The 21,666-nt window shown below is 60.4% G+C and carries 18 protein-coding genes and 5 pseudogenes; 8 read left to right on the forward strand and 15 right to left on the reverse strand.

All coding sequences use genetic code 11. The annotated features are described in order from the left end of the window. Positions 1-182, forward strand: a 182-nt coding sequence (locus NKH57_RS17580; RefSeq protein ID WP_352945737.1) for a hypothetical protein, incomplete at its 5' end; no start/stop codon positions are given. 1,471 nt (positions 183-1,653) lie between these two features. Here the strand turns inward: NKH57_RS17580 and NKH57_RS17585 are convergent. After that, a complete protein-coding gene (locus NKH57_RS17585; RefSeq protein ID WP_352945739.1) occupies positions 1,654-1,947 on the reverse strand; it encodes a hypothetical protein in 294 nt (97 codons plus the stop codon). Positions 1,948-2,038: 91 nt separating this feature from the next. Between NKH57_RS17585 and NKH57_RS17590 the strand changes: the two are divergent. Continuing rightward, a pseudogene (locus tag NKH57_RS17590) lies at positions 2,039-2,199 on the forward strand (Dyp-type peroxidase); the annotation flags it as partial. A 239-nt stretch (positions 2,200-2,438) separates the two neighbouring features. Here the strand turns inward: NKH57_RS17590 and NKH57_RS17595 are convergent. From NKH57_RS17595 to NKH57_RS17640, 10 genes and pseudogenes are all read right to left on the reverse strand, one after another. Continuing rightward, a pseudogene (locus NKH57_RS17595) lies at positions 2,439-2,862 on the reverse strand (type II toxin-antitoxin system VapC family toxin). Beyond that, positions 2,862-3,104 carry a type II toxin-antitoxin system Phd/YefM family antitoxin gene (locus tag NKH57_RS17600; RefSeq protein ID WP_352945741.1) on the reverse strand — a complete coding sequence of 81 codons (243 nt, stop codon included), beginning with the start codon at positions 3,102-3,104 and terminating at the stop codon, positions 2,862-2,864. Before NKH57_RS17600 ends, NKH57_RS17595 begins: the two are co-directional and overlap by 1 nt. Before the next feature lie 545 nt (positions 3,105-3,649). Then, positions 3,650-4,972: an NAD(P)/FAD-dependent oxidoreductase gene (locus NKH57_RS17605; protein ID WP_352945743.1), complete on the reverse strand. Its 1,323-nt coding sequence runs from the start codon at positions 4,970-4,972 to the stop codon at positions 3,650-3,652. 11 nt (positions 4,973-4,983) lie between these two features. Continuing rightward, entirely contained in the window at positions 4,984-5,871 is an 888-nt protein-coding gene (locus tag NKH57_RS17610) for an ABC transporter permease (RefSeq protein WP_031260063.1), read from the reverse strand. A gap of 10 nt (positions 5,872-5,881) precedes the next feature. Beyond that, positions 5,882-6,832, reverse strand: a complete 951-nt coding sequence (locus tag NKH57_RS17615; RefSeq protein ID WP_352945745.1) for an ABC transporter permease — start codon at positions 6,830-6,832, stop codon at positions 5,882-5,884. A 103-nt stretch (positions 6,833-6,935) separates the two neighbouring features. After that, positions 6,936-8,606, reverse strand: coding sequence for a peptide ABC transporter substrate-binding protein (locus NKH57_RS17620; protein WP_352945747.1), 1,671 nt, complete (start codon positions 8,604-8,606; stop codon positions 6,936-6,938). 59 nt (positions 8,607-8,665) lie between these two features. Further along, positions 8,666-9,997 (reverse strand): NAD(P)/FAD-dependent oxidoreductase, encoded by a 1,332-nt coding sequence (locus NKH57_RS17625; protein ID WP_352945749.1) that lies wholly within the window; start codon positions 9,995-9,997, stop codon positions 8,666-8,668. A 2-nt stretch (positions 9,998-9,999) separates the two neighbouring features. Next, positions 10,000-10,718 (reverse strand): annotated as a pseudogene (locus tag NKH57_RS17630) (SDR family NAD(P)-dependent oxidoreductase). Continuing rightward, positions 10,715-11,206, reverse strand: a complete 492-nt coding sequence (locus NKH57_RS17635; RefSeq protein ID WP_023758780.1) for a MarR family winged helix-turn-helix transcriptional regulator — start codon at positions 11,204-11,206, stop codon at positions 10,715-10,717. The pseudogene NKH57_RS17630 and the gene NKH57_RS17635 overlap by 4 nt, the downstream one beginning before the upstream one ends. A gap of 265 nt (positions 11,207-11,471) precedes the next feature. Continuing rightward, complete coding sequence (locus NKH57_RS17640; protein WP_352945802.1) at positions 11,472-13,103, reverse strand: ABC transporter ATP-binding protein; 1,632 nt, start codon at positions 13,101-13,103, stop codon at positions 11,472-11,474. A 106-nt stretch (positions 13,104-13,209) separates the two neighbouring features. Between NKH57_RS17640 and NKH57_RS17645 the strand changes: the two are divergent. The 3 genes and pseudogenes from NKH57_RS17645 to NKH57_RS17655 form a co-directional block, all read left to right on the forward strand. Further along, positions 13,210-13,424, forward strand: a pseudogene (locus tag NKH57_RS17645) (DUF1236 domain-containing protein); the annotation flags it as partial. A gap of 201 nt (positions 13,425-13,625) precedes the next feature. Beyond that, positions 13,626-13,763, forward strand: coding sequence for a hypothetical protein (locus tag NKH57_RS17650; RefSeq protein ID WP_352945751.1), 138 nt, complete (start codon positions 13,626-13,628; stop codon positions 13,761-13,763). A 124-nt stretch (positions 13,764-13,887) separates the two neighbouring features. After that, positions 13,888-14,090: pseudogene (locus NKH57_RS17655) on the forward strand (CsbD family protein). Between the two features lie 276 nt (positions 14,091-14,366). On the opposite strand, the gene NKH57_RS17660 reads toward NKH57_RS17655, so the two are convergent. Next, positions 14,367-14,804, reverse strand: a complete 438-nt coding sequence (locus NKH57_RS17660; protein ID WP_352945753.1) for a DUF7940 domain-containing protein — start codon at positions 14,802-14,804, stop codon at positions 14,367-14,369. A 511-nt stretch (positions 14,805-15,315) separates the two neighbouring features. Here NKH57_RS17660 and NKH57_RS17665 point away from each other — a divergent pair. Beyond that, on the forward strand, positions 15,316-15,663 hold the full coding sequence (locus tag NKH57_RS17665) for a hypothetical protein (RefSeq protein WP_023758767.1): 348 nt from the start codon (positions 15,316-15,318) through the stop codon (positions 15,661-15,663). Between the two features lie 176 nt (positions 15,664-15,839). Here NKH57_RS17665 and NKH57_RS17670 read toward each other — a convergent pair whose 3' ends face one another. The 3 genes from NKH57_RS17670 to NKH57_RS17680 all read right to left on the reverse strand — a co-directional run bounded on the left by NKH57_RS17670 (position 15,840) and on the right by NKH57_RS17680 (position 18,279). Then, positions 15,840-16,565 (reverse strand): DUF4055 domain-containing protein, encoded by a 726-nt coding sequence (locus NKH57_RS17670; RefSeq protein ID WP_352945755.1) that lies wholly within the window; start codon positions 16,563-16,565, stop codon positions 15,840-15,842. A gap of 54 nt (positions 16,566-16,619) precedes the next feature. Continuing rightward, positions 16,620-16,973 (reverse strand): hypothetical protein, encoded by a 354-nt coding sequence (locus NKH57_RS17675; protein ID WP_352945757.1) that lies wholly within the window; start codon positions 16,971-16,973, stop codon positions 16,620-16,622. A gap of 397 nt (positions 16,974-17,370) precedes the next feature. Then, complete coding sequence (locus tag NKH57_RS17680) at positions 17,371-18,279, reverse strand: LysR substrate-binding domain-containing protein (protein ID WP_352945804.1); 909 nt, start codon at positions 18,277-18,279, stop codon at positions 17,371-17,373. Between the two features lie 92 nt (positions 18,280-18,371). Here NKH57_RS17680 and NKH57_RS17685 point away from each other — a divergent pair, with 92 nt between their 5' ends. Next, complete coding sequence (locus NKH57_RS17685; protein WP_352945759.1) at positions 18,372-19,922, forward strand: trimethylamine methyltransferase family protein; 1,551 nt, start codon at positions 18,372-18,374, stop codon at positions 19,920-19,922. Between the two features lie 30 nt (positions 19,923-19,952). Then, a complete protein-coding gene (locus NKH57_RS17690) occupies positions 19,953-21,602 on the forward strand; it encodes an ABC transporter substrate-binding protein (protein WP_352945761.1) in 1,650 nt (549 codons plus the stop codon). The last annotated feature ends 64 nt before the right edge of the window (positions 21,603-21,666 follow it).

Below are 21,666 nucleotides of genomic sequence, written 5' to 3' on the forward strand. Positions count from 1 at the left end.
ACACCACCGAAATCGACACCAGGAAGATCGACTTCGACGATGCGGATTTCTCCGCCGCGCTGTCGACCGGCTTCAACCTGAAGATATCGGACTCGACCACCGTCAACGGCGAAGTCCGTGGCAAGGCGTCTTCAGACAGTTCCACCATCGGCGCCAAGTTCGGATTGAAGATCGCCTTCTAGCTAAAAGCAACTCAGGGAAAGTGCGAACGGTTTTCCCTCCGGAATTCTTATGGACGTTCATTCGGTCCTCCGAGAAGCGCTAAAGCTTCAGCAACTTCAGCTTCCTCGCTCAGGGCCGAATGAACGACCTACTGAAACTCACATCTAGATGAGCTTTGATCTCGGAAGACGAGTAACTTTTTCATTGTTACTCTCAGGGGGACGGTAAATTTTTGTATTTTGGCTTTATTTGGCGATAAGCCCGATTTGGGTAAAGACCATTAGTTTGCACGAAATCGGAAATCCACGTTGTGCCGTCATAGATAGCCATGTGCCCGGAAGTATGTGCTTCTATTGGTTGTATAACTGCAACGTCTCCAGCAATTGGCATAATTGTATTTGTCTCAATAAATCCGGAGTCTTTTAGATTCCGTCCGTAATCTTTAGCCTAATTAGTCGGGATTAACGTTATGCCGCCGCTTACAATTGCCTCCCTTACAGATCTTGCACAATGGCCGTCGCTATGCCCAGCATGGCCTTGTGCAAAGGAAATAGCCCTATTTCTATCCCAAGGCATAATAATACTCCCTGGCTTGAACGGTATCAGCTTGCGCAGCAATTTAGCCCAATACCGGCCGTTTGAAAACCGGACACATGCGGGGCAACATTTCCGCCGTCGATCGCCGAAGTACCTTGCGTGTTTTGTGTACCCCCACCAACAAAACGTCTGTGCGATCATCTCCGAGCCATCATCGTCGCACTTCTGGAATAGAATTTTACACCGACCTTGGTCTTTTTGGCGGATACACGTCCGGGGATGTCAGGTTAGACTCGTTCTTTCGCGCAAGCGCCTTGATGAAACGGAACATGTGAGGGCCATCAACGCCACGATCGCCGTTCTCGCTGATAGGACCTGCAGTTCCGGCCAAACGAAGAGGGCCGTGACGATACCCAAGCACCAGCGCGGCTTACGCCTCATGCGGCGGCCAGTGTCCGATAGACGCTACGCTCGCTTATCCCGAGCAGAGCAATGAACGTTGTTCCTCCCGTCGCAAAATGCTAATTTAACCAGCGATCAAACCGCGCTGTCTCATATCATCAATGCTAAGAATTTCAGGAACTCTTCTCAGTGTGGTTCGTCCCGACTTTGGCGGTGGCCATATTCGGCATGGTGTCGAAACGCCAAGTCTCGAAACATGGGAACGTGTCTCGCCGCCGAGGACCATAGACGGGCTTGTTCGAGCACTGCAGCGCCAATTTCCCCACATGGCCATACATCTTACTGGCGGAGTGCGGACAGTCCGCCGACAAGCTGAGTTGATGGCGGAACGACGGCTTTTGAACCGGACGCAGTTCCTGAGGGTATATCGTCAAGCCCAGCATATTAGCGAGATGGACGAATGGGTCACTCAACATCCTCACGCTACTCGATCACAAACCACTGAGGCGTTCGAACAGATAATACACCGCGCCCGCGGACGCGGGGCTACGGTTAGCAATCATTTGGACGACCGCGCCCGCGATATTTCCATTCCACTTGGAAATCATCACCAGCAAGACGACGTGCAGCGCGCGCTGGAAAGTTGGGGTGCGCATGTCGGCCCGGAACCGGATGCAACCCACGGGCCGCATTGGCACGTTGACTACACGCCACCAATCGCGCCACCAATCGGGCGCAGGCCTTGATGAGGCGTTGCTGCAAGAGCGGCTCGAAGCGCTCGCCGCGCGCAGCGCAGTTCCTGATGTCGTTGAGCCGAGCAACCATAGCCGAGATCCAGTCGCTCATGGCTTTGTCAGGACGGGCAGGGCAGCGGATAATCATTACCCGACCGCTAATTGTGACCGCGAAATCCTGACTTAACTACCTTGCTCCTTGCTACGCCCGCTCGCCGCGTAGAATCGAGCCAATGCTGGAGAACATGTTCGTTGGCCGGCCGCCAGGCAATTACGACCGGTTGCTGGATTTTAGCCGCGCATCACCGGCACTCTGTTCTTCGTGCCGTCGGCGACATTCCTCGAAAACGTAGCGACGGAGTAAGCGGTCACCTCGACCGCTGGCCCGGCCCATCGGGCGGACCTCATTCTAATAAGCCGTCGTCGTAGATTCGCAGATCGGATTCCCCAACAGCTGAAATTCGTCAATGAAATCGCTCTCCGAAGCTGCCATTCCGCTCCCGGTATCGCGAGATAGTCCGCGACGATCGCGTCATTCTGCTCGTCGGTCCAGTCTCCGGCCATGGATGCCTCAGACAAGGGCAGAGTGGGAGAGGGCCCGCTTCATGTCATCAACCGCGTCGGCACGCCGAGTGCCGGACCGGCCTTGCCGAGCCGCTGGTCGAGCGTGTGCACCGTGGCGCCATGCTCCGATGCAATGGCGAGATGCAGCGCATCGCCGGCCGAAGCCAAGCATATGCTGATCGGCAAACTTCGCCGCAGTCCGGAATTGCCCGCCCGTCACGCCGAGCACGGTGAAGCTCTCGGCGACCAGTTTGTTGAACATGGCGAGCGCCCCAGCGCGCTGTTCAAGGCTGATCTGGCTGGTCCGCAGCTTGATCGCCATGACCGAAGACATCTCGGTGATGGTCCAGTCGCTGATCAGAAGCTGCGCCGCATCCTGCTCCGCCAACCAAGTCTGGACGCGCGGCGTCATCGCTTCATTGGAGAGCGCCGCGACGATCAGCGACGTGTCTAGATAAAGCATCAGTAGCGGTCGCCGTCCCGCATCGCGCGCACCAGGTCAGCAGCGCTTTCAGTCTGCGGCGGCATAATCGCCGTCAGAGACCGGAGCAGGGCAGCGTCGATTGGTTTGCGAGGATTGGCCACCGCGGTGAGCCGTGCAACCGGCTTGCCGCGCCGAGTGATGTCGATTGAATGGCCTGCCTCGACCCGGTCGACCAACTCGCTCAGATGGGCCTTGGCGTCTGCCAGATCGATCACGTCCATGACATTCTCCTGACCATGTAGGTGGTCATATAGCCAGTTCAGCTTAAGAATTCCAGCGCGACCTCTCGACGTCCGTCGTGGCGAGTACCCCGGTAGAACCGGCGTCGGTTGGCGCGCTTGCCATGCGGGCTTCAACCAGATGCGAATTCCGCGAGTTCGTCGGCCGCTTCACTGATACCGCAGGTAGCCGCGCGCTCGAGCCATAGTCGACCCGCCACCAGGTCAGGCTCGCCGCTGGAACCAGGGGCTGTCGTTGCCACGTTCGGGTTTGGCGGCAGCTTTTGCTGCTATATCCCGTGGTCAAACTTTGTTCCCTTCTATCGAAGCAGAATTGACTGCCGCTTCCCTTTCTGTCGGGACTATAAAGCCCTCCGCCGCGCAAAGCGCTTGATTCAGGCGTTCCTTGGTATGTCTTGTGGGGCTTGACCAGCTCGGGTGCCGGTTTCCGCCGGAACAAGGTCGATCGATCGAATGGCGCATACCTTTGTATGCCAGTGCCAGACTCAGATCCGAAAGGCGTCGCGAAATCTTCCATTCGACCCTGGCTAGGCGTGGGGTGGGAGTTGAGACCCGCTGGCCTTTGCCCGCAGCCAGTCCGAGACGCGATAGTACCGTAACATCGCGGCGGGAGCGAACGACATGAAGAAGGGTGCCCGCCGGAGTGGTTCGAGCTTCAGCGACAGGTCTTTTTCAGGGACGCCCTTCGCCCATTCGCCGAGTATGCCGCCGAGCATGCTTCCGGTCGGCACGCCACGACCGGACAGTCCTGTCAGGGCGACGACGCCCGGCGCGAGCTCATAGAATCGCGGGATGGTGCGCTTCTGCATGTCCAGCTCGCCGAACCAGAAATACTCCCATCTCAGGTCGCTGCTGATCTGCGGATGAAGCCAGCGCAGGCGATCGGACATGAGGCGGTGTGTGAACGCCATGTCCCTTCCACGACGGCCCATCGGGAACATCGAAGCGACGATGCGTCCCTCGGCGTTGTACTTGTAGACAAAGATGTCGCCGCGCCCGTCATGCATCGTCGTGTTGCGCGGCAGGATGGTTTGGCGTTCGCTGGCGGTCAGCGGTTGGGTGGCGGCGACGAACACCCTCTGGATCTTGTAAGTCTGGTCGAGGTCGGGCCATCCGCCGACGGTGTAGGCGCCGGTCGCAAAGATGACCTTGTCGGCGACGACGGTTCCTTCGCCGGCATGCACTGCCCAGGCACCATCCTGCCGCACGACGTCGCGGACCCGCGACCTCGTGTGGATTGTGCCACCTTCCTCCATGACGGCACGGGCCAAGCCTCTTGCGTATCCCAATGGATTGAGGTGACCAGCTTCGGAATGAAACCAGCCGCCATAATATCGCGGGCTGCCGGTCATCTCCTCGGTCGCCAGTCTGTCGAGCACCTGCGTCCTGGCGCCAACGGAATTGTACTGCTGCGCCTTTGCCTCGAGCTTGGCGACGGCACCCGGCGTCAGCGCGCCCATGACGTAGCCGTTCTGCTGCCATTCGCAATCGATGCCATAGCGCTCGATCATCCCGGCGACTTGTCCATTGGCTCCTGTCTGCCGGGCGATCAGCCTTTCGGCCCACGGCTCGCCCAGCATGGCACGCAGTTCAGGCAGGCTGTAATGGGTGAAGGTTGGCGTACAGTGGCCGGCATTGCGCCCCGAGCCACCGAACCCGATCTCCTGCGCTTCGAGCAGAACGACGTCTATGCCGTCACGGGCGAGATCGAGTGCGGTGGTCAACCCGGTGTAGCCACCGCCGACGATGCAGACGTCCGCCCGCCTGCGTCCTTGCAGTGGGCTGGTCTCTGGCGGCGGCGCTGCGGTCGCATACCAGAGCGAGACTTCAAACGGCGAAAACCTTGCCATTCCGGGCGGCTTCACAGCATGTCGCTTCGAGCGTCGAGCGCATCGCGCAAGCCGTCGCCGATGAAGTTGAAACTGGTGACTGCCAGGGTAATGGCGGCACCGGGAACGATTGCCAGCCACGGCGCGCTGTCGAGATACTGCTGGGCGCCGTTCAGCATGTTGCCCCAACTCGGCAGCGGAGGCTGGATGCCGTAGCCGAGGAAGCTGACATAGGCTTCCAGAAGGATGGCGCGGGCTACGGTAAGCGTGGCCGCGACGATGATCGGGCCGATCGCATTGGGCAACAGTTCGCGAAACATGATGTGGCTGTTGCTCAAGCCCAGCATGCGGGCGGCGACGACGAAGTCGCGTTCGCGCAGCGATCGCACTTCCGCCTCGACGATGCGCGCGATTTCCATCCAGCTCGTTGCCGCGATGATCAGAGTGATCATGATCGGGCTCGGCTTGATGAAGGCCGCCATCGCCAGCAGTAGGAAGATGTTGGGAAAGGACAGCATCGCGTCGACGAAACGCATCAGCACCGTGCCGATGCGGCCGCCGAAGAAGCCGGCAGCGATACCGAGCACGGTTCCAAAGACTGTGCTGATGACCATCGCAGCGAAGCCGACCAGGAGCGAAATGCGTCCAGCCATGAAGAGCCGCGCCGCGATGTCGCGGCCGAGCGGATCGGTGCCGAAGAAATGATAGCCCGTGAACGGCGGCGAGAACCGGCCACGCAGGTCGATGTAGAGATCGTCAAAGGGCAGCAGCAAGGGGCCGAAGACGCAGGCCAACACCAGAACGACGATCATCACCAGGCCGAACATCGCCAGTCGGTGACGGGCAAATCGGCGCACGGAGCGGCTTTGCCACCAGCGGTGCCTGGCGTGGGTGGGGATGAGGAAATCCGACTGGGTCATCTATTCGTCCTCAGCTCAATCGAATGCGCGGATCGACGAATGCGACGGTGAGGTCCGCGGCCAGATTGCCGACCAGGACAAGAACCGCGGACATCATCAGCAGACCCATCACGACGGGGTAGTCGCTGTAACCGAGGCTATCGAGGAACAGCCGTCCCATGCCGGGCCAGGTAAAGACCGTTTCCGTCACCAGCGCCCCACCCAGTATCGTTGGCAGCTGCAGCCCCAGCAGGGAGATCATCGGCAGCAGGGCGTTTCCGAGGATGTGGCGGATCAATACGCGCCGGGAACTCAGCCCCTTGGCCCGGGCCGTTCGGACAAAATCCTGACTGATGACGTCGAGCGTGGCGGTGCGCATGTAGCGGCTCCACACGGCGACATTGACCAGCGCAAGAACGATGCTCGGCATGATGAGATGGATCGCGTAGTCGCCGAGCGAGCCATTGCCGATCGTGTACATGTTGCCGGCCGGCAGCCATCTGAGCCGCAGCGAGAATATGTAGATCGCGATCAACCCGAACCAGAAGGTCGGGATCGACAGTGCCACCATCGCGCCAACCGTCGCTGCGTAATCGAAGATCGAGTATCGTCTAAGCGCGCCCAGGACACCAATCCACGTCCCTACAAAGATGGCGATCGCGGTCGATACGCCCATCAGCAGCAATGTCGCGACAAGGTGCTCCCAGATGATATCAAGCACGGGCCTGCCGTCCCGGTAGGAATGACCCCAGTCACCGCGAAGCAGGTGGCTCAGCCAGTCGAGGTACTGGATGGGGAGGGGGCGATTGAGTCCCATTTGCGTGGCGATCCGGTCAAGATCGGCCTGCGTCATTCCTGGCGTGAGAGTGAATTGCGAGAGCGGTCCGCCCGGAGCCAGGTTCAGGACGGCAAAGCCGATCACCGAAACCAGCAGGAGCAGGACGAGACTCTGCCAGAAGCGGCCCAGCAGATAGCGAAACATGCCGGCTGTCTCCGTTTTGCTGTACGTCGGATTCGTCGCGCCAGAGGCACTTTATCGACGATGGAGGACGAGCCGGTGATGGCCGGCTCGGCCTATTCCGGCGCTATGACCAGTACCAGGTGGCCACATCCCAGGAGTCGATGCGTACGTTGATGTTCGGCTCGACGCCTTCGACACCGGACTTGTGTCCGCGCACCGTCGCGTATTGGAACATCGGCAGGAATGGCAGGTCGTTGCGTACGGTCTCCTGGATTTTCAGGTAGGCTTGCTTGCGCTTCTCCGGCACGAATTCAACGCCACCGGATTCGAGCAGCTTGTCCACCTCCGGGCTGGCATACTGCCAGGTATTCTGGCCGGCACCACCCTTGGCCGGAATCGACTTCGAGCTGAGATAGTCCGAAGTGTCGGGATCGGAGCCCGTCAGAAAGTTGATGCCGACGACGACGGAATCGAATTCCGACTTCATCCAGTAGTCGCCCCACATCACGGCCGGCGGCAGGTTGGAGATCACCACCTCGACGCCGATGTCGCGATATGATTGCTGGATGAACTGCTGCGCCTGCTCGCGGATATGATTGCCTGCCGTGGTCGAATTCTTGAACGAGAGGCGGACACCGTCCTTGACGCGGATGCCGTCCGCACCGGGGACCCACCCCGCGTCGTCCAGCAGTTTCTTTGCCTTGTCCACGTCGTATTCCTGCTTCGGCAAATCCGGATTGTAGTAGAAGGACTGCTGCGGCATGTAGGTTTCGGTTGGGGCCGGCAGCCCGTAGTAGAGGGCGTCGATGATCGTCTTCTTGTCCAGCGCATAATACAGCGCCTGGCGAACGGCGAGTTCCTTGAACTGCGGGCGCTCCATGTTGAAGCTGAGCGACTCGACCGTGGCGGCGGGAATGACGGCGACCGACGTTCCGCTCAATGCCTTGGCTTCCTCATAGTGGTCGGCTGTGATCCACTGTAGTCCGATGACGTCGATATCACCGGTTTTGAACTGGGTGTAGAGAACGGTCAGATCCGGAATGTACTTGTAGATCAGGCTCTTCAGGTAGGGGCCGTCGGCGAAGTAGTCGGTGTTGGCGGCCAGTTCGATATGGTCGCCGGCCATGCGTTCCACCCATTTGAACGGGCCAGTGCCGATCGGGGCATTGTTGAACGGCGCGCTGTTCTTGTCCTCCGCCGCACCGAGCACATGTTTGGGAACGATGAAGGTCGCGGCCAGGATCGACGGGTAGGGCGCGTAAGGCTCCTTCATCTTCCATTTGATCTGGGTTGGCGAGACGACAGTCAGGTCCTGGACAAGTTCGTGGCCGGCGCGTCGCCAGCTGCGAAACTTCGGGTCGACCAGCAGTTCGAGCGTGAACTTGACGTCCTCGGCGGTGAACGGCTGTCCGTCATGCCACTTCACGTCGTCGCGCAGCTTGACGTGCCACTCGAGCCCGTCGGCCGAGATGCCGCCGTTTTCGACGGTCGGCACCTCCTTGGCGAGCGCGGGGAAAAAATTGCCCTTGGGATCGACACCAAACAGCGGATCGAAGACGCTGAAGTGTATGCCCTCGTCGACCTCGATATGGGGCAAATGCGGGTTGAAGACGGTGGGCTCCTGGGAAAAGCCGACGATCACCTGTCCCTTGGGTTCGCTCGGCGGGGTTGCCGCGAGGGCCCTGCCTGCTCCCGTCAGGTTGGGCATGGTGAGGCCGGCGGCACCGGCGATTGCCATTCCAAGCGCCTGACGACGCGTCGGTCGAAAGATTATGCTGCTGCTCTTGTCTGACATTGGAGGCTCCTTTTCATAGTGTTCCACTTTCGCTGCGTCACGCTCTCTTGTCGGAGCGCTTATAATCCAGTGATCGGCGCGACCTTCGATCCGTCCGAGAACCGCGACCACCGGAAGTCCTTGGGATCGACGATCGGCGGCCGTCCGGTGACGATATCGGCCATCAGCCTACCTGCCGCGGGGCCGATGCCGAAACCATGGCCCGAGAAACCGGTCGCCACGTGAAAGCCGGGTACGCTGTCGACCGCCGAAATGACGGGAATGGCGTCGGGCGTGACGTCGATATAGCCGGCCCAGCGCTGCGCCACCTGTGCCTTTTCCAGAACCGGAAATGCTTTGCGGGCATTTGCAAGGACGCGCTCCGAGCTTTTCTTGGAAGGCTTTGGATCGAGCACGCGGCAGTATTCGAAGGGGCTCGCCTCATCCATCGCCCAGCGGGTCGGCATCCTTGCTTCGTCTAGGAAACGACCGCCCAGGCGGAATTGCAGCGATCGCCACTCTGTCTTCCAGGCCGGAAGAAAATCGCGCGCATAGCGAAAGGAGTTCGGCACGAGGTCGACGACATTGCTCATGCTGGAGGCGACGGTGTAGCCACCGTCCTGGCGCTTGCGTATGGCGAAGTTGTTTGCCCACACGGCCTGGTCCGGCCCGTTCTCGACCGGCGTCGTGCGAAGAACCGTGTTCATGACCTTCAACTGCGGCAGGTTGAGACCAAGCGTTCCGCAAAACAGGTTCGACCAGGCCCCTCCGGCAAGGACGACCGCCTTGCAGGCAATGAAGCCGCGTTCGGTCACCACGCCCGAGACGGCACCATTCGTCGTCTCCACGCCGCGCACGGCGCATTCCGTCAGTATGGCGGCGCCGCGGTCGCGTGCGGCTTCGGCAATCGCAGGCGCGGCCTTCTGGGGCTCGGCGCGACCGTCGGCGGGCGTGTAGAGCGCCCCTTTGACGTCGAGATTGGAGCCGGGGAGGAGGTCACGCAGTTCACCCGGGCCGATCATTCGCGACTCGAACTGATAGCCTTCGAGATGGCGTCCCCAGCGCTCGTGCTGTTCGTATTCCTTGTCGTCCGCGCATGTGAACACAATTCCGGCCCGGGCATAGCCAGTGTCTCGTCCGGTCCGTTCGGAGAGCCTCGCCCATATGCGCAAGGCCTCCGCCATCAGCGGAACCTCGCGTGGATCCCGCCGGGAAATGCGAACCCAGCCCCAGTTGCGACTGGACTGCTCCTGTCCGATCCCGCCCTTCTCGCACAGGGCGACCCGCAAGCCTGTCTCGGCCAGTTCAAGTGCCGTCGCGGTGCCGATGATGCCGCCGCCGACGACGACACAGTCGACCTCCTTTGGCAGCTCGGTATCTCCATGGACGGGGACGACGAACGGTCCGGGCATGCTCAGTAGGACTCCTCGAGCTGGCAATTGATAGAAAATTCCGCGACGCTCGCATGATCGGGCAGATCGAGAAGCAACCCGATGATCCGTGCGAGGTCGTCCGGATCGGTCATCAGCGCATCGGAGCGATCGGTGATGCCGCGGGCCATGTCGGTGGCGACGAAACCTGGACAGACGGCAGTGGCCCGAATTCCGAGGTCCCACCCCGCCTGCCGAATGCCGTGGGCAGCGCGACTGCGGCAAATTTGGAGATCGAGTAGGATCCCGCGGTCACGGACTTGACCCGCTTGCCAGACAACGAGGCCAGTATGATCACCCGGCCCGCGGGGCTCGCCGCAAGCGACGCCCATGACGCGCGCACCAGACGGCGCGGAGCCTTGACGTTGATCTCGAACATCAGATCGAGATCCGCGTCGTCGATGTCGATGACCGACTTCGGAATCATGATGCCGGCGCTGGCGACAACCGCGTCGATCCGGTTGAAGGCATCAATGGTGCCGTCGACCCACGTTTGTTCACTGCCGGCTTCCGCGGCATCGTACGGGAACACGCGGACGCGTTCGCTATCGGCCCAGTCGGGCTGCACCGATGCGCGCATGCCAAGCGACAATGTCCAGCCCGTCTCGAACAGGTGCCGGGCGCAAGCCGCACCAATGCCGCGGCTGGCACCGGACACGAGTGCCACACGCTGGCCGGCTCGGATTCCCGCGGGTTTCCTCATTGGTCGAGTCCCGCGGTGCGGCGATAGACACGCCGCAATATGTCCAGCAGACGCTTCTGGTCTTTCTCAGGCACATCGGCGAAGAAATCGCTGGATTGCTTGGTGGCGATCTTGCGCACCTTGCGGGCGAGGTCTGCCCCCTTTTGGGTGATGTGGAGCTCCTGTGCGCGTCCATCGTCCGGCGCAGCCTGACGCGTGATCAGTTCGTGATCGATCATCTGGTCGACCAGCCTGCCCATGGCGGAGCGATCGCGCATAATGAGCTGCGCGATGACCGATGGCCGTATTCCTGGATGGCTGTCGACAAGGAGCAGGGTGGTGATCTTGCCCGTTCCCCGGGCAACATCGAGACCTTCCAGACGGTCATCGAGATCGCGAGAAAGCGCTATGTTGATGCTGCGGATATAAAAGCTCAACGTGTCTTCGAGGACATCCAGCCCGACCGTCTCGACAGGATAAGGCGGACCTTTGTTCTTCTTCACCGGCATCGAACACTCTCCAGAGGCTGTCGTGGACAGCCTTCATCGAGATCGCCGCAGCCCCATCCGGGGTTGTCGAGGGTCTTCCAGGGTATGATTGAGCGAGTAGTGGATAAATGCAACTACTTTTAGTGGACAAACGCAACTATTCCACTCAGCAGGAGACCGGCGCGGCACGCATCGGCAGCCTGATCAAGGAGCAGACATGCGGCCGCGCCTTTGTCGGCACGTTCATTTATTGTTCAGGGGAGGAGAGCTTCAGGGTGGCCGCGGCTCAAGCCGCCGGGATCCAATCCTTGCCGGGAATGGCGGAGATCAGTTGCCTCGTATAGGGGTGATGTGGCGACCGGAATATCTGCGACGGCGGGCCATACTCCACGACTTCGCCGCGGTTCATCACCAGAATTTCGTCGCAGATCCGGCTTGCCACCCGCAGGTCGTGAGTGATGAAGATCATGGCGATCTTTATTTCTTCCTGGATGCTCGCCAGCAGATCGAGAATCTGCGCCTGGATGGAGACATCGAGAGCCGAGACCGCTTCGTCGGCGACCAGGACCTTGGGGTCCATCATCAGGGCTCGTGCGATGCCGATCCGCTGACGCTGGCCGCCAGAGAATTCGTGCGGAAAGCGGTCATAGGCACCCTCGTCGAGGCCGACCAGACGCAGCAGCTGCAGCGCCTTTGCGCGCGCTTCCTGGGCAGACAAACCATGCGCCATCGGGCCGACGGTGAGGATCTTGGCGATCGTCTGGCGCGGATTGAGAGAGGCGAACGGATCCTGGAAGATCATCTGGATGTGCGGCCGCATCGGCCGGAATTGGGAGTCCGAAAGTGCCGCGATATCCTTGCCGTCGAACAGGATGCTGCCTCCGTCGCTGTCCAGGAGTTTCAGCAAGACGCGGCCCAGCGACGATTTCCCCGAGCCGGACTCGCCGACGATGCCGAGCGTTCTGCCCTGGCGAACCTCGAAGCTGACCTGCTTGACGGCATGCACGATGCGGGACCGCGAGAAGAAGCCGATGCCCGGGCGATATGTCTTGTCGAGGTTCTGCACCGCCAGCACGATCGGAGTATCCTCGCGTGCCTTCGTTTCGCACCCGATCATATGCGGGACGGCAGCGATCAGCCGCCTGGTGCAGGGGTGGCTTGGATTGCCCAGTACGTCGGCGGCAGCACCTTGTTCGACCATCGCGCCTTTTTCCATGACGATGACGCGATCGGCGATTTCCGCGACAACGCCAAAATCGTGGGTGATGAACATGACGCTCATGTTCCTTTCGCGCTGCAGCCGCCGGATCAGGGCAAGGATCTGCGCCTGGGTGGTGACGTCGAGAGCGGTGGTTGGCTCGTCGGCGATCAAAAGATCGGGCTTGAGCGCCAGCGCCATGGCGATCATGACGCGCTGGCGTTGTCCGCCAGAGAGCTGGAACGGATACTGGTGGCGCAAAACCTCCGGTTCCGGCAGGCCGACTTCGCCAAGCAGGTCGACAACCGCCCTGGCGCGGGTCGCCGAGGTGCCGGACCGGTGTGCTTCCATGACCTCCGCCACCTGCTGGCCGACATTCATCAGCGGATTGAGCGCGGAAAGCGGATCCTGGAAGATGATGGAGACCGAACGGCCACGCAGACTGCGCATCACGTCTTCCGCGGCGCTGGCAAGATCGTGACCCTTGAAGCGGATGCTTCCCTGGGCGATCCGCACCGAAGACGGCAGCAGGCCCATGATCGCGTTTGCGGTGACGGACTTGCCGGAGCCGGATTCGCCGACGATGCAGAGCATCTCACCCATCCGCATGTCGAAGGATATGTTTTCGACCGCGTTCTGCCGCTCCATGTTCTTTGGCAGGCGGACGGTCAGATTTCGAACAGAGAGAACAGTTTGCTCGCTCAGCTCGTGGGTGGTCATTTCGCTCGGCGGCATTGCTTGGCCCTTCAAAGTCCAATGATCTGACAGCATACTAGTCGCACGCCCTGCCATCAGCGCAAGCCCCAACGTGAAGTCGCGTGGTGGGGAGCCTGAGCAGGACACGGTCATCCACGAGTATGTGAAGAAGCAGCCTTTGGCATCGGTGAAGGTTCCCGGCGTGGAACTCAATATCGGCTCACGCTGCCAGACACCGTCGAGCTTCACGAAGTTCCGAAGGTTAAATACCGCTATGTCGTAATCGACAATCGGACGGTTCTTGTCGATCCTGGCACTCGCAAGATTGTCAAGGTCTACGACTGAACCAGCCCTCCGGCCCGCCGCTGGCGGCGAGCCGACCCAACAAACCGTTCTAACAGGCGCAAAAGCCCGCCACCTCCGGGAGAGGTGACGGGCCTCTTAGATACCAGCGAGGTGGACTATGAAATGCTGGCGATCCATAAACGTAAAAAAGCCGACCGAGTTTCCTGAAATATTAGACGGTACGAAAATGGACAAACCGTCGTGATCGTCTCGATCCGCACCTTGTCGCTTGTGCAATTGAGCCCGCGCCACTTGCGGGAGGCGCGGGCCGATCGGGCCGGTGAAATCCCGATCTTCGGCAGTGATGGGGTGAGCATCGCTTGCCGCAATCACAAATAGTTAGAGGTTGCTAATGTTTGGTCAAGCCGTATCGAACGTCGGCTTCCAGTCGCGGTTGTCGCTTCTGCGGTATTGTAGCGGAACCTCACGGCCATACGACCGTTTTTCCAACGAGGTCGCCACCATGGATTGGAACCGCGTCGAAGGAAATTGGAAGCAGGTCAAAGGTAAGGTCAAGGAACAGTGGGGCAAACTCACTGATGATGATCTCGACCGCATCGCCGGTAAGCGCGATCAGCTCGAAGGCAAAACCAGGAGCGCTATGGCATTGAGAAGGATCGCGTACGCCGCGACATCGACGACTGGTATGCTCGACAAGGCTGGTAGGGAAGCGTTGAACCCGTCAATTCAGGGCGCCGTCACGGACCGCGCCCTTTTTTCAGCGGTCGAATGATGTTGGCTTCCAAGTCGCGGTTGCGCTCCCGCTTCTGACCCCCGTAGTCAGGAATGCGGAAGAAGACTGGCCGGCGGTCGCGTCCCGCTGGATCTGGACCCGCTTCTGATCACTGTTGGCGCATTCGTGGAGCGCACGCCACCATGCGCTTCTCATGGTTGACGATATCCTTCGCCGTGATGGCGTCGCATTCGGCCGGCGTCTAGCGCTTACCGGGAAACGATATTCGTGATCCCGGTATGGCCGCGACACACGGTAAGGACAAGGCCGACATCGTAGTAAGGGACATACTTCGTCCCCTCCCACGACCCGGTGTAAGCGGTGGCGGCGGCCAGCAAAGCAAGTCCCGCTGCGCCGGTCTGGAGATAACGACTTTTCATTGGTTTGATCCTTTGGTTGTTGCGCCACAAAGGGGCGATGAGCGCCGCGCCGATCGTGACGAAGAGAAGGGGAGGCGAAGACGTTTGGCGGGACCGATCGCTGTAGAGCGGCAAGACCGCTTCAGCGCCGGAGAGAATGCCGGCAATCGCAAGGATGCGAACCGACCAAGCCCGCTTCAGGACATCGGGCCAGTTGTCGATGATCCTGATTTCGGTCGCACGAAGTGGCCTCCAGACGGCTTTCGCCGACAGAGGGAGGGCAGACATAGCGATGGTCCTTGGTTTGGGATCATTTTCCCGGCGTCGGGAAAATGGTCAGGCCGGCGACAAAAATGCCCCGACCGACGTTGCAGTGGATGAACGACGCTCGACGGAAGTCTAAGGTCGATCTAGCCCGCGCCGAATTGACGAAGATTCTTCGTGACCGGCCGCCAGCAAGGAACATCGCGGTCTGCCACAAAGGGACCGACCATGACGCGCCTTTCAAGCCTGAAGCGGAGCATTTCGTGATTTGCCCCATATGCGGCCAAGAGATCGACATGGGGGAGTTAGGCGAAGTGCTTCACCACGCCGAACCCGACCACAAGCCGTTGCAGTACCGCGACTAGCCGGTGATGCCGTCCGGAGCCGGCGTGATGACGATCAGCTTGACAGCCTCCGCCTCGGCGAAGGTCCTGGCGCGAAGGTTGCTTGCAGACGGCGCGCGAGAATATTAGCGATCGGGAACATACGGTTCCTGCTGGCGTTTATCGGGTGATCGGCCTTCTGGGAGGTTGCTATGAGAAAACTGTTACTTGCTTCGGTGATTGCCATCGCCTCCGCCGCCGCCACGGTCGTGCCTGCGGATGCACAATTCTTCGGTCCTGGCATCGGCTTTTTTGGTCCGTTCGGCGGCCTCGGCCCGTTCGGTGGTGGCCCCTTCTACGGCGGCGGCCCGTTTTACGACTATGGCGGCCGCTATTACGGCCCCCGCTATTATCGCGATTATTATCCCGGCTACGTGGCGCGCTACCCGCATCGCTACTATTACCGGCATCGTCACTATAACCGCTGTCACGTGAAGTGGGTGAGGCACTGGCACCATCACCACCGGGTGCTGGAACGCGTTCGGGTTTGCCGGTACTGACAGGGCCCGATTTGCTGCGGTTGCGCGGTAGGCGTGGAAGGTGCTGCGGCCGTTCATAGGAACACCTTCCAAGCGACAAAGGGGGTGTAGGCGACGCCGACGACGAAGCCGCCGGCCGCCCACAAGAGCCGATCAATCCACGGAGCGACCAAGGCTTTAGCTGCATGATGTGCCTCCTATGCCACGGCCGCTGAAGGGTCATCGACGTAGTCTTTGATGGCGTTCGGGTCGACGTTGTCCGTGGCGTCTTCCTCTGCGCCCATCCCGGTTGCTTCAGACGCGAGCGCATCGGCTTCCTTAACGGCATCGAACGAAGACGAAAGCTCGCCACGGCGCTGCAATTCGCTCCAGAACGTTTCGCGCGTGATCTCGCCAGCGACGCGGACCTTCAAGAGGCTGTCGACCGACTGGCTGTCTTTGCCCGTCTCCTGGTCATACTCCGTCGCGACATTGACCGAGGGCGCCCGAAACGTGTCGGCCGCACCGCGATAGCGCTCCGCGAACACGAAAGCCCTCTCCAGCGCATCCTTCAGGTTGAGCGCCATGTTCTTGATCGCCAAGTTCTCGCGGTTCTCCCCGGCCTTGACAGAGGTCGCCGTGATGACGCCGGAACCCTTTTGGTGCGGCTTCATCGACAGTTCGTCCATTTCGGCCACAAGCCGATCAAGGTCTTTCTGACCGGCCTCGATCGCCTTGCCCTCCGCCTCGACGAAATACCACTTGCCTTGGTCTTCCGTGATCAGCAGCGAGTGGGGGCCGAGTGTGGCGATCGGCTCTTGATCCCGGCCAGGTTTCTTCGCCGGCATCTTCACGCCGGAGCCTGCCAGCATCGGGAAGCGGGCATATTTCAGAATGTTGCGCTGATCAGAACCCGACTGCCAATGCTCGATCAGTTCTTCCATGCGAGATCGAGGAAGGGCGGCTTGACCGCGAACCCGGTCTTCGTGGTGCGGCGGTCAGTGAAGTAGATGGACGATCGAGACTTCGCCGAGAGTGTTCGGGCCGGATTGGATGATGCCCCACTTGCCTTCATTGCCCTTGTCGTCGGTCGCCAGTTCCCACAAATCCCATCCGTCGGAACGCCAATGGCGAACCCGCTTGACCGTGACCTCCGCAAAGCCGACGACGCGCTTGGTGTTCTCCCAAATGCGAGCGTCGATACATTGCGGCTTGCCCGACGCCGTGGTGATCGTGCAGGACAGCACGTCTTCAGCCCGGTAGTGAATGAAGTAGGGCCGAATGTTGCGGACTCGTAGCGATCTGCTGGCGGCGAGTTTGGCCGCAACGTCTCCGTTGCCAATCCGTCCCAAGAGCGCTCCAAACGGCCTCTTCAATGGGCTGATATGATCTGGGCGAAGGACGACTGAAGCCTAGGCCACAACGGCGCATCTCGACTTCCCTGCCGGCCCCCACCCCGTGCGGCAAGCCGAATGGGGACCCCGGGCGCCGCCATTCTTCGCGAGACAAGAAAGTCGTTCCTGCGCCGTCCTCCGCTTTGCTTTGGTCGCAAGCGATGCGTCGTCGGTCGCCTCCGGCCAATTGATCGCTATCGAGGCCGCATGGTGCGGGCTCGGGAACAGAAAACGGAGACTTACAATGGCTACCATCGGCACCTTCAAGAAGACCACCGCGAACGAATTCACCGGCGAAATCGTCAGATGCAGCAGCGCACCACTAGCACTCGATTTTGCATAACTTCGGGGCGACTTAAAACGAACTCTGCTTCGCTAGCCAATCTCTGACAACTGCCACATGCCCGGTAACTTCCTGAGACTTGGACCAGGCGACGTTGAATGATTTTCCGGTACGATGAACATGGTTGGTTATCCGAACCAGGCTCCCATTGCTTACCAGTCGGTCGGTTAGATGTGCCCAGCCGAGGGCAATGCCCTGACCTTCCAGGACCGACTGAATCACCGAGACATAGTCGTTGATGCGAAGGCCCTGGGGGGCGAGGGCGCCGTCAACCCCGGCCGCGGCCAGCCAGTCTGGCCAAGTTACCGCCGGCCGATGCGGCTCATCCAGGTGGATCAGTCGATGCTTGCATAAGTCCTCGATCGTTTGCGGCGTTCCGTGGCGATCGAGATACAAGGGGCTGCACAGAGGATATATTTCCTCTGGCGCCATCGGTAGCAGCCCGTAATCCGGCATGTCATCAGCGTCACCGCCCCTGATGCCGAGGGGTATGCCTTCAGCGGCAAGATCGAGATCGCGATCGCTGGTTTGGATGCGCAACTCTATTCCCGGCAACTCTTCCCGAAAACGCTGCAGTCTAGGAACAATCCATAACGTAGCGAACGCGGTCGATGCCGACAGCGTGACGTGGTTGCCACCGGCAGATGCCTTGAGGCGTTCCGCAGACTTCTGAATATGAGAAAGCCCAAGTGTCACGTCGGCAAAGAAGCGGGCCCCCGGTTCGGTGAGTTCGACTTTTCGATGCCGGCGGACAAAAAGCTTCGTACCGAACTGCTCCTCGAGGCGTATGATCGAGAGTGAAACCGCTGCCTGGGACATGCCAAGTTCCTTGCCGGCTGCTGTGAAATTGAGCAGACGGCCAGCTGCCTCAAAAGCGATTAGCCCATTCGCGGAGGGCAAGAGATGTCGCAAGCTACCCATAATCAAAGCTTATCGCATTGATTAGAATTTTCCAGCGTCACAGCCGAATTTCGTCTCGCTAAGATAACTGAATCTGGGAGGATGGAGTTTCCATGAACGCACCGGCCGCTGAAATAACCGAACCTGCCAACCGTCGAGCGGGTGGCCGCGTGGGGCGCAAGACGCTGCGCGGAATTCCCATGGCCTCTTTTCCGACCCTGGTCCGCAAGATCCCTGTGTATGAAATGGTCCCGGATGAGGCGGTGGAGTTGATCCATCAGGAGTCGCTCTCGATTCTCGAAGAGGTTGGTTGCGAATTCCGCGACGACGAGGCGATTGCCCTGTGGAAGGCCGCCGGAGCCGATGTTTCCGAGACGCGCGTCCGTATCGACCGTGCGCTGCTGATGGAACTGGTATCGAAAGTCCCGTCAGAGTTTACGCTCAATGCGAGGAATCCGCAGCGTACGGTGCGGGTAGGCGGCAACAACTCCATCTTCGTGCCGATGTACGGCGCGCCCTACGTGCGCGACCTCGACAACAACAGGCGTTACGGCTCGCTCGCCGACCTCAACAATTTCCACAAGCTCGCCTACATGGCGCCGGCACTGCACTCGTCGAGCTCGGTCATCTGCGAGCCGATGGAAATTGCGGTGCCGAAGCGTCACCTCCACATCATCCATTCGGCGCTAAAGCATTCCGACAAGCCGTTCATGGGCATCGTTACGTCGAAGGAACGCGCTGAAGACACGATGGCGATGGCCGGCATCGTGTTCGGCGAGGATTATGTCCGCGACAATCCGGTGCTGGTGTCGATTACCAACTGCAATTCGCCGCTGGTCTGGGACGCCACCATGCTGGACGCGATGAAGGTCTATGCGCGCAGCAACCAGCCGGTGATCCTGGCGCCCTTCGCGCTGTGCGGCGCCTCGACCTCGGCCTCCGCCGTGGGGGCGGTCGCGCAGGTCAACGCGGAAGCGCTGGCGGGTGTCGCCTTCACCCAGCTGTTGCGACCAGGGTCGCCGCAGATCTATGGCCAGTTCATGGTCACCGTCGACATGAAGACCGGCGCTCCGATGGGCGGCACGCCGGAGGCCGCGCAGATGATGTATCTGATGGGTGCGCTGGCGCGGAAATACCGCCTGCCGTGGCGCACGTCGGGCTTCCATGTCGGCTCGAAGCTGAACGACGCCCAGGCGGGCTACGAGGCGAACATGCTGATGCATGCCGCCATCCTTTCAGGCGCCAACTACATCTGGCATTCCGCCGGATGGCTCGAGGCCGGTCTGAGCTGCGGCTATTCAAAATTCGCGACGGACTGCGAACAGCTTGTCGGCTGGTACAAATATGCCGGCGGGCTTCCGTTCGACGATTTCAAGGAGGCGATGGCGGCAGTCCGCGAGGTGGGCCCGCAGGGCCATTTCCTCGGCACCAAACACACGCTCGAACATTTCGAGTCGGCCTTCTTCATACCCAGCATCATGGACTTCAATTCGTACGAACAATGGAAGGCTGAAGGGGCGAAGGACCACGACACGCGCGGTCGCGAGAAGGCGCGCAACATGCTCGCCGACTATGAGGAACCGAAGCTTGACGAGGGCATCGCCGACGGCCTGACGGATTTCATCGCGCGGCGCGAGGAGCGGCTGCCGGACAGCGTCAGTTAAAGACGTAACGGGAACAAAAGGGAGGAAAAAATGACACTCTTCAGAAGCAATGGCGACCGCGTCCCGGGCGCTATCGAGGCAATGGCGAAAGAGACGCGTGCAGGCCATATGGACCGGCGCGAATTCCTGGCGCTGGCCAGCGCCTTCGGCGCGTCGACGGCTTTCGCCTACAGCATGATCGGCCTTGCCGAGCCGACCAAAGCCCTGGCTGATGAACCGAAAAAGGGCGGAACGCTGCGTGTCGCGATGTCGGTCAAGGCGCAGAAGGATCCGCGCACCTATGACTGGACCGAGATGGCAAACGTCACCCGCAGCTGGCTGGAGCCGCTCGTCCGCTACACGCACGAGTTCACCTTCGAGCCGGTCCTGCTCGAAAGCTGGGACGTCAATGACGACGCCACCGAATACACACTGCATCTGCGCAAAGGCGTCACCTGGAACAATGGCGATGCCTTCAACGCCGATGACGTGGTCGCCAATCTGAACCGCTGGTGCGAGAAGGGTGCGTCCGGCAATTCCATGGCGGCACGCGTCGGCGCGCTGATCGACACAAAGACCGGCAAGGCCAAGGATGGCGCCATCACCAAGGTCGATGACCTCACGGTCAAGCTGAAGCTGACCGAACCCGACATCGCGATCATACCGGGCTTCACCGACTATCCGGCGCTGGTCGTGCATCGCGACTTCGACAAGGATGGCGCCGACCCGATCAAGAAGCCAATCGGCACCGGACCTTTCGAAATGGTGTCTTATGCGGTGGGTACGAAGGCGGTCGTCAAGCGTCGCGAGAACAGCAAGTGGTGGGGTGGCGAAACGCCGCTCGACGGGGTCGAGTTCATCGACTACGGCACCGACTTCAACGCCACGCTAAATGCCTTCGAGTCCGGCGAGATCGACCTCGATTTCGAAACGCCGGCCGACTTCATCGACGCCCTCGACAAGATGGATCTGGTAAAGTCGGAGGTCGCGACAGCGACCACGCTCGTTGCCCGCACCAACATCACCCACAAGCCCTATGACGACCAGCGGGTGCGCAATGCGCTGCAGATGGCCGTCGACAACAATGCCGTCATGCAGCTCGGCTACGCCGGGCTCGGCACGGTCGGCGAGAACCACCACGTCGCCCCGATCCATCCCGAATACTATCCGCTGCCCAAGAAGACACGCGATGCCGCCGCCGCCAAGAAGCTGATGGCGGATGCGGGGCAGGCCGACTTCGAGCACGAACTGATCACCGTCGAGGACGAATGGCAGAAGAACACCGGCGATGCGATCGCCGGCCAATTGCGCGATGCCGGCATCAAGGTCAAGCGTACGGTGCTGCCGGGCTCGACCTTCTGGAATGACTGGACGAAATATCCGTACTCGATGACCATCTGGTACATGCGGCCGCTGGGCGTCCAGGTGCTGGCGCTCGGCTATCGCACCGGCGAAGCATGGAACGAAACGGCCTATGCCAACCCGGATTTCGACGCCAAGCTGAAGCAGGCGCTCTCGCTGGCCGATCCTGCCAAGCGCAAGGAAGTGATGAAGGACGTCGAGCAGATCTTGCAGGATTCCGGCGTCATCATCCAGCCGTTCTGGCAGAAGCTCTACTGCCACATGAGCAAGAAGGTGAAGAACTACGGAATGCACCAGACCTACGAAATGGACTTCCAGAACGTCTGGCTGGACGCCTGATTTAACTCCCGCGACTTGCAAGCAAATGCTGCCGGCACCTATGACAAAGGTGCCGGCAGCCCGT

The organism is Mesorhizobium sp. M1050 (assembly GCF_040318715.1).
Lineage (GTDB): Bacteria > Pseudomonadota > Alphaproteobacteria > Rhizobiales > Rhizobiaceae > Mesorhizobium.

Bases quoted from the DNA above. Each gene is read 5' to 3' on its own strand.
- NKH57_RS17585 (WP_352945739.1), bottom strand. From the start codon at position 1,947: ATGAGCGACTGGATCTCGGCTATGGTTGCTCGGCTCAACGACATCAGG.
- NKH57_RS17600 (WP_352945741.1), bottom strand. From the start codon at position 3,104: ATGGACGTGATCGATCTGGCAGACGCCAAGGCCCATCTGAGCGAGTTG.
- NKH57_RS17605 (WP_352945743.1), bottom strand. From the start codon at position 4,972: ATGGCAAGGTTTTCGCCGTTTGAAGTCTCGCTCTGGTATGCGACCGCA.
- NKH57_RS17610 (WP_031260063.1), bottom strand. From the start codon at position 5,871: ATGACCCAGTCGGATTTCCTCATCCCCACCCACGCCAGGCACCGCTGG.
- NKH57_RS17615 (WP_352945745.1), bottom strand. From the start codon at position 6,832: ATGTTTCGCTATCTGCTGGGCCGCTTCTGGCAGAGTCTCGTCCTGCTC.
- NKH57_RS17620 (WP_352945747.1), bottom strand. From the start codon at position 8,606: ATGTCAGACAAGAGCAGCAGCATAATCTTTCGACCGACGCGTCGTCAG.
- NKH57_RS17625 (WP_352945749.1), bottom strand. From the start codon at position 9,997: ATGCCCGGACCGTTCGTCGTCCCCGTCCATGGAGATACCGAGCTGCCA.
- NKH57_RS17635 (WP_023758780.1), bottom strand. From the start codon at position 11,206: ATGCCGGTGAAGAAGAACAAAGGTCCGCCTTATCCTGTCGAGACGGTC.
- NKH57_RS17640 (WP_352945802.1), bottom strand. From the start codon at position 13,103: ATGACCACCCACGAGCTGAGCGAGCAAACTGTTCTCTCTGTTCGAAAT.
- NKH57_RS17660 (WP_352945753.1), bottom strand. From the start codon at position 14,804: ATGTCTGCCCTCCCTCTGTCGGCGAAAGCCGTCTGGAGGCCACTTCGT.
- NKH57_RS17665 (WP_023758767.1), top strand. From the start codon at position 15,316: ATGAGAAAACTGTTACTTGCTTCGGTGATTGCCATCGCCTCCGCCGCC.
- NKH57_RS17670 (WP_352945755.1), bottom strand. From the start codon at position 16,565: ATGGAAGAACTGATCGAGCATTGGCAGTCGGGTTCTGATCAGCGCAAC.
- NKH57_RS17680 (WP_352945804.1), bottom strand. From the start codon at position 18,279: ATGGGTAGCTTGCGACATCTCTTGCCCTCCGCGAATGGGCTAATCGCT.
- NKH57_RS17685 (WP_352945759.1), top strand. From the start codon at position 18,372: ATGAACGCACCGGCCGCTGAAATAACCGAACCTGCCAACCGTCGAGCG.
- NKH57_RS17690 (WP_352945761.1), top strand. From the start codon at position 19,953: ATGACACTCTTCAGAAGCAATGGCGACCGCGTCCCGGGCGCTATCGAG.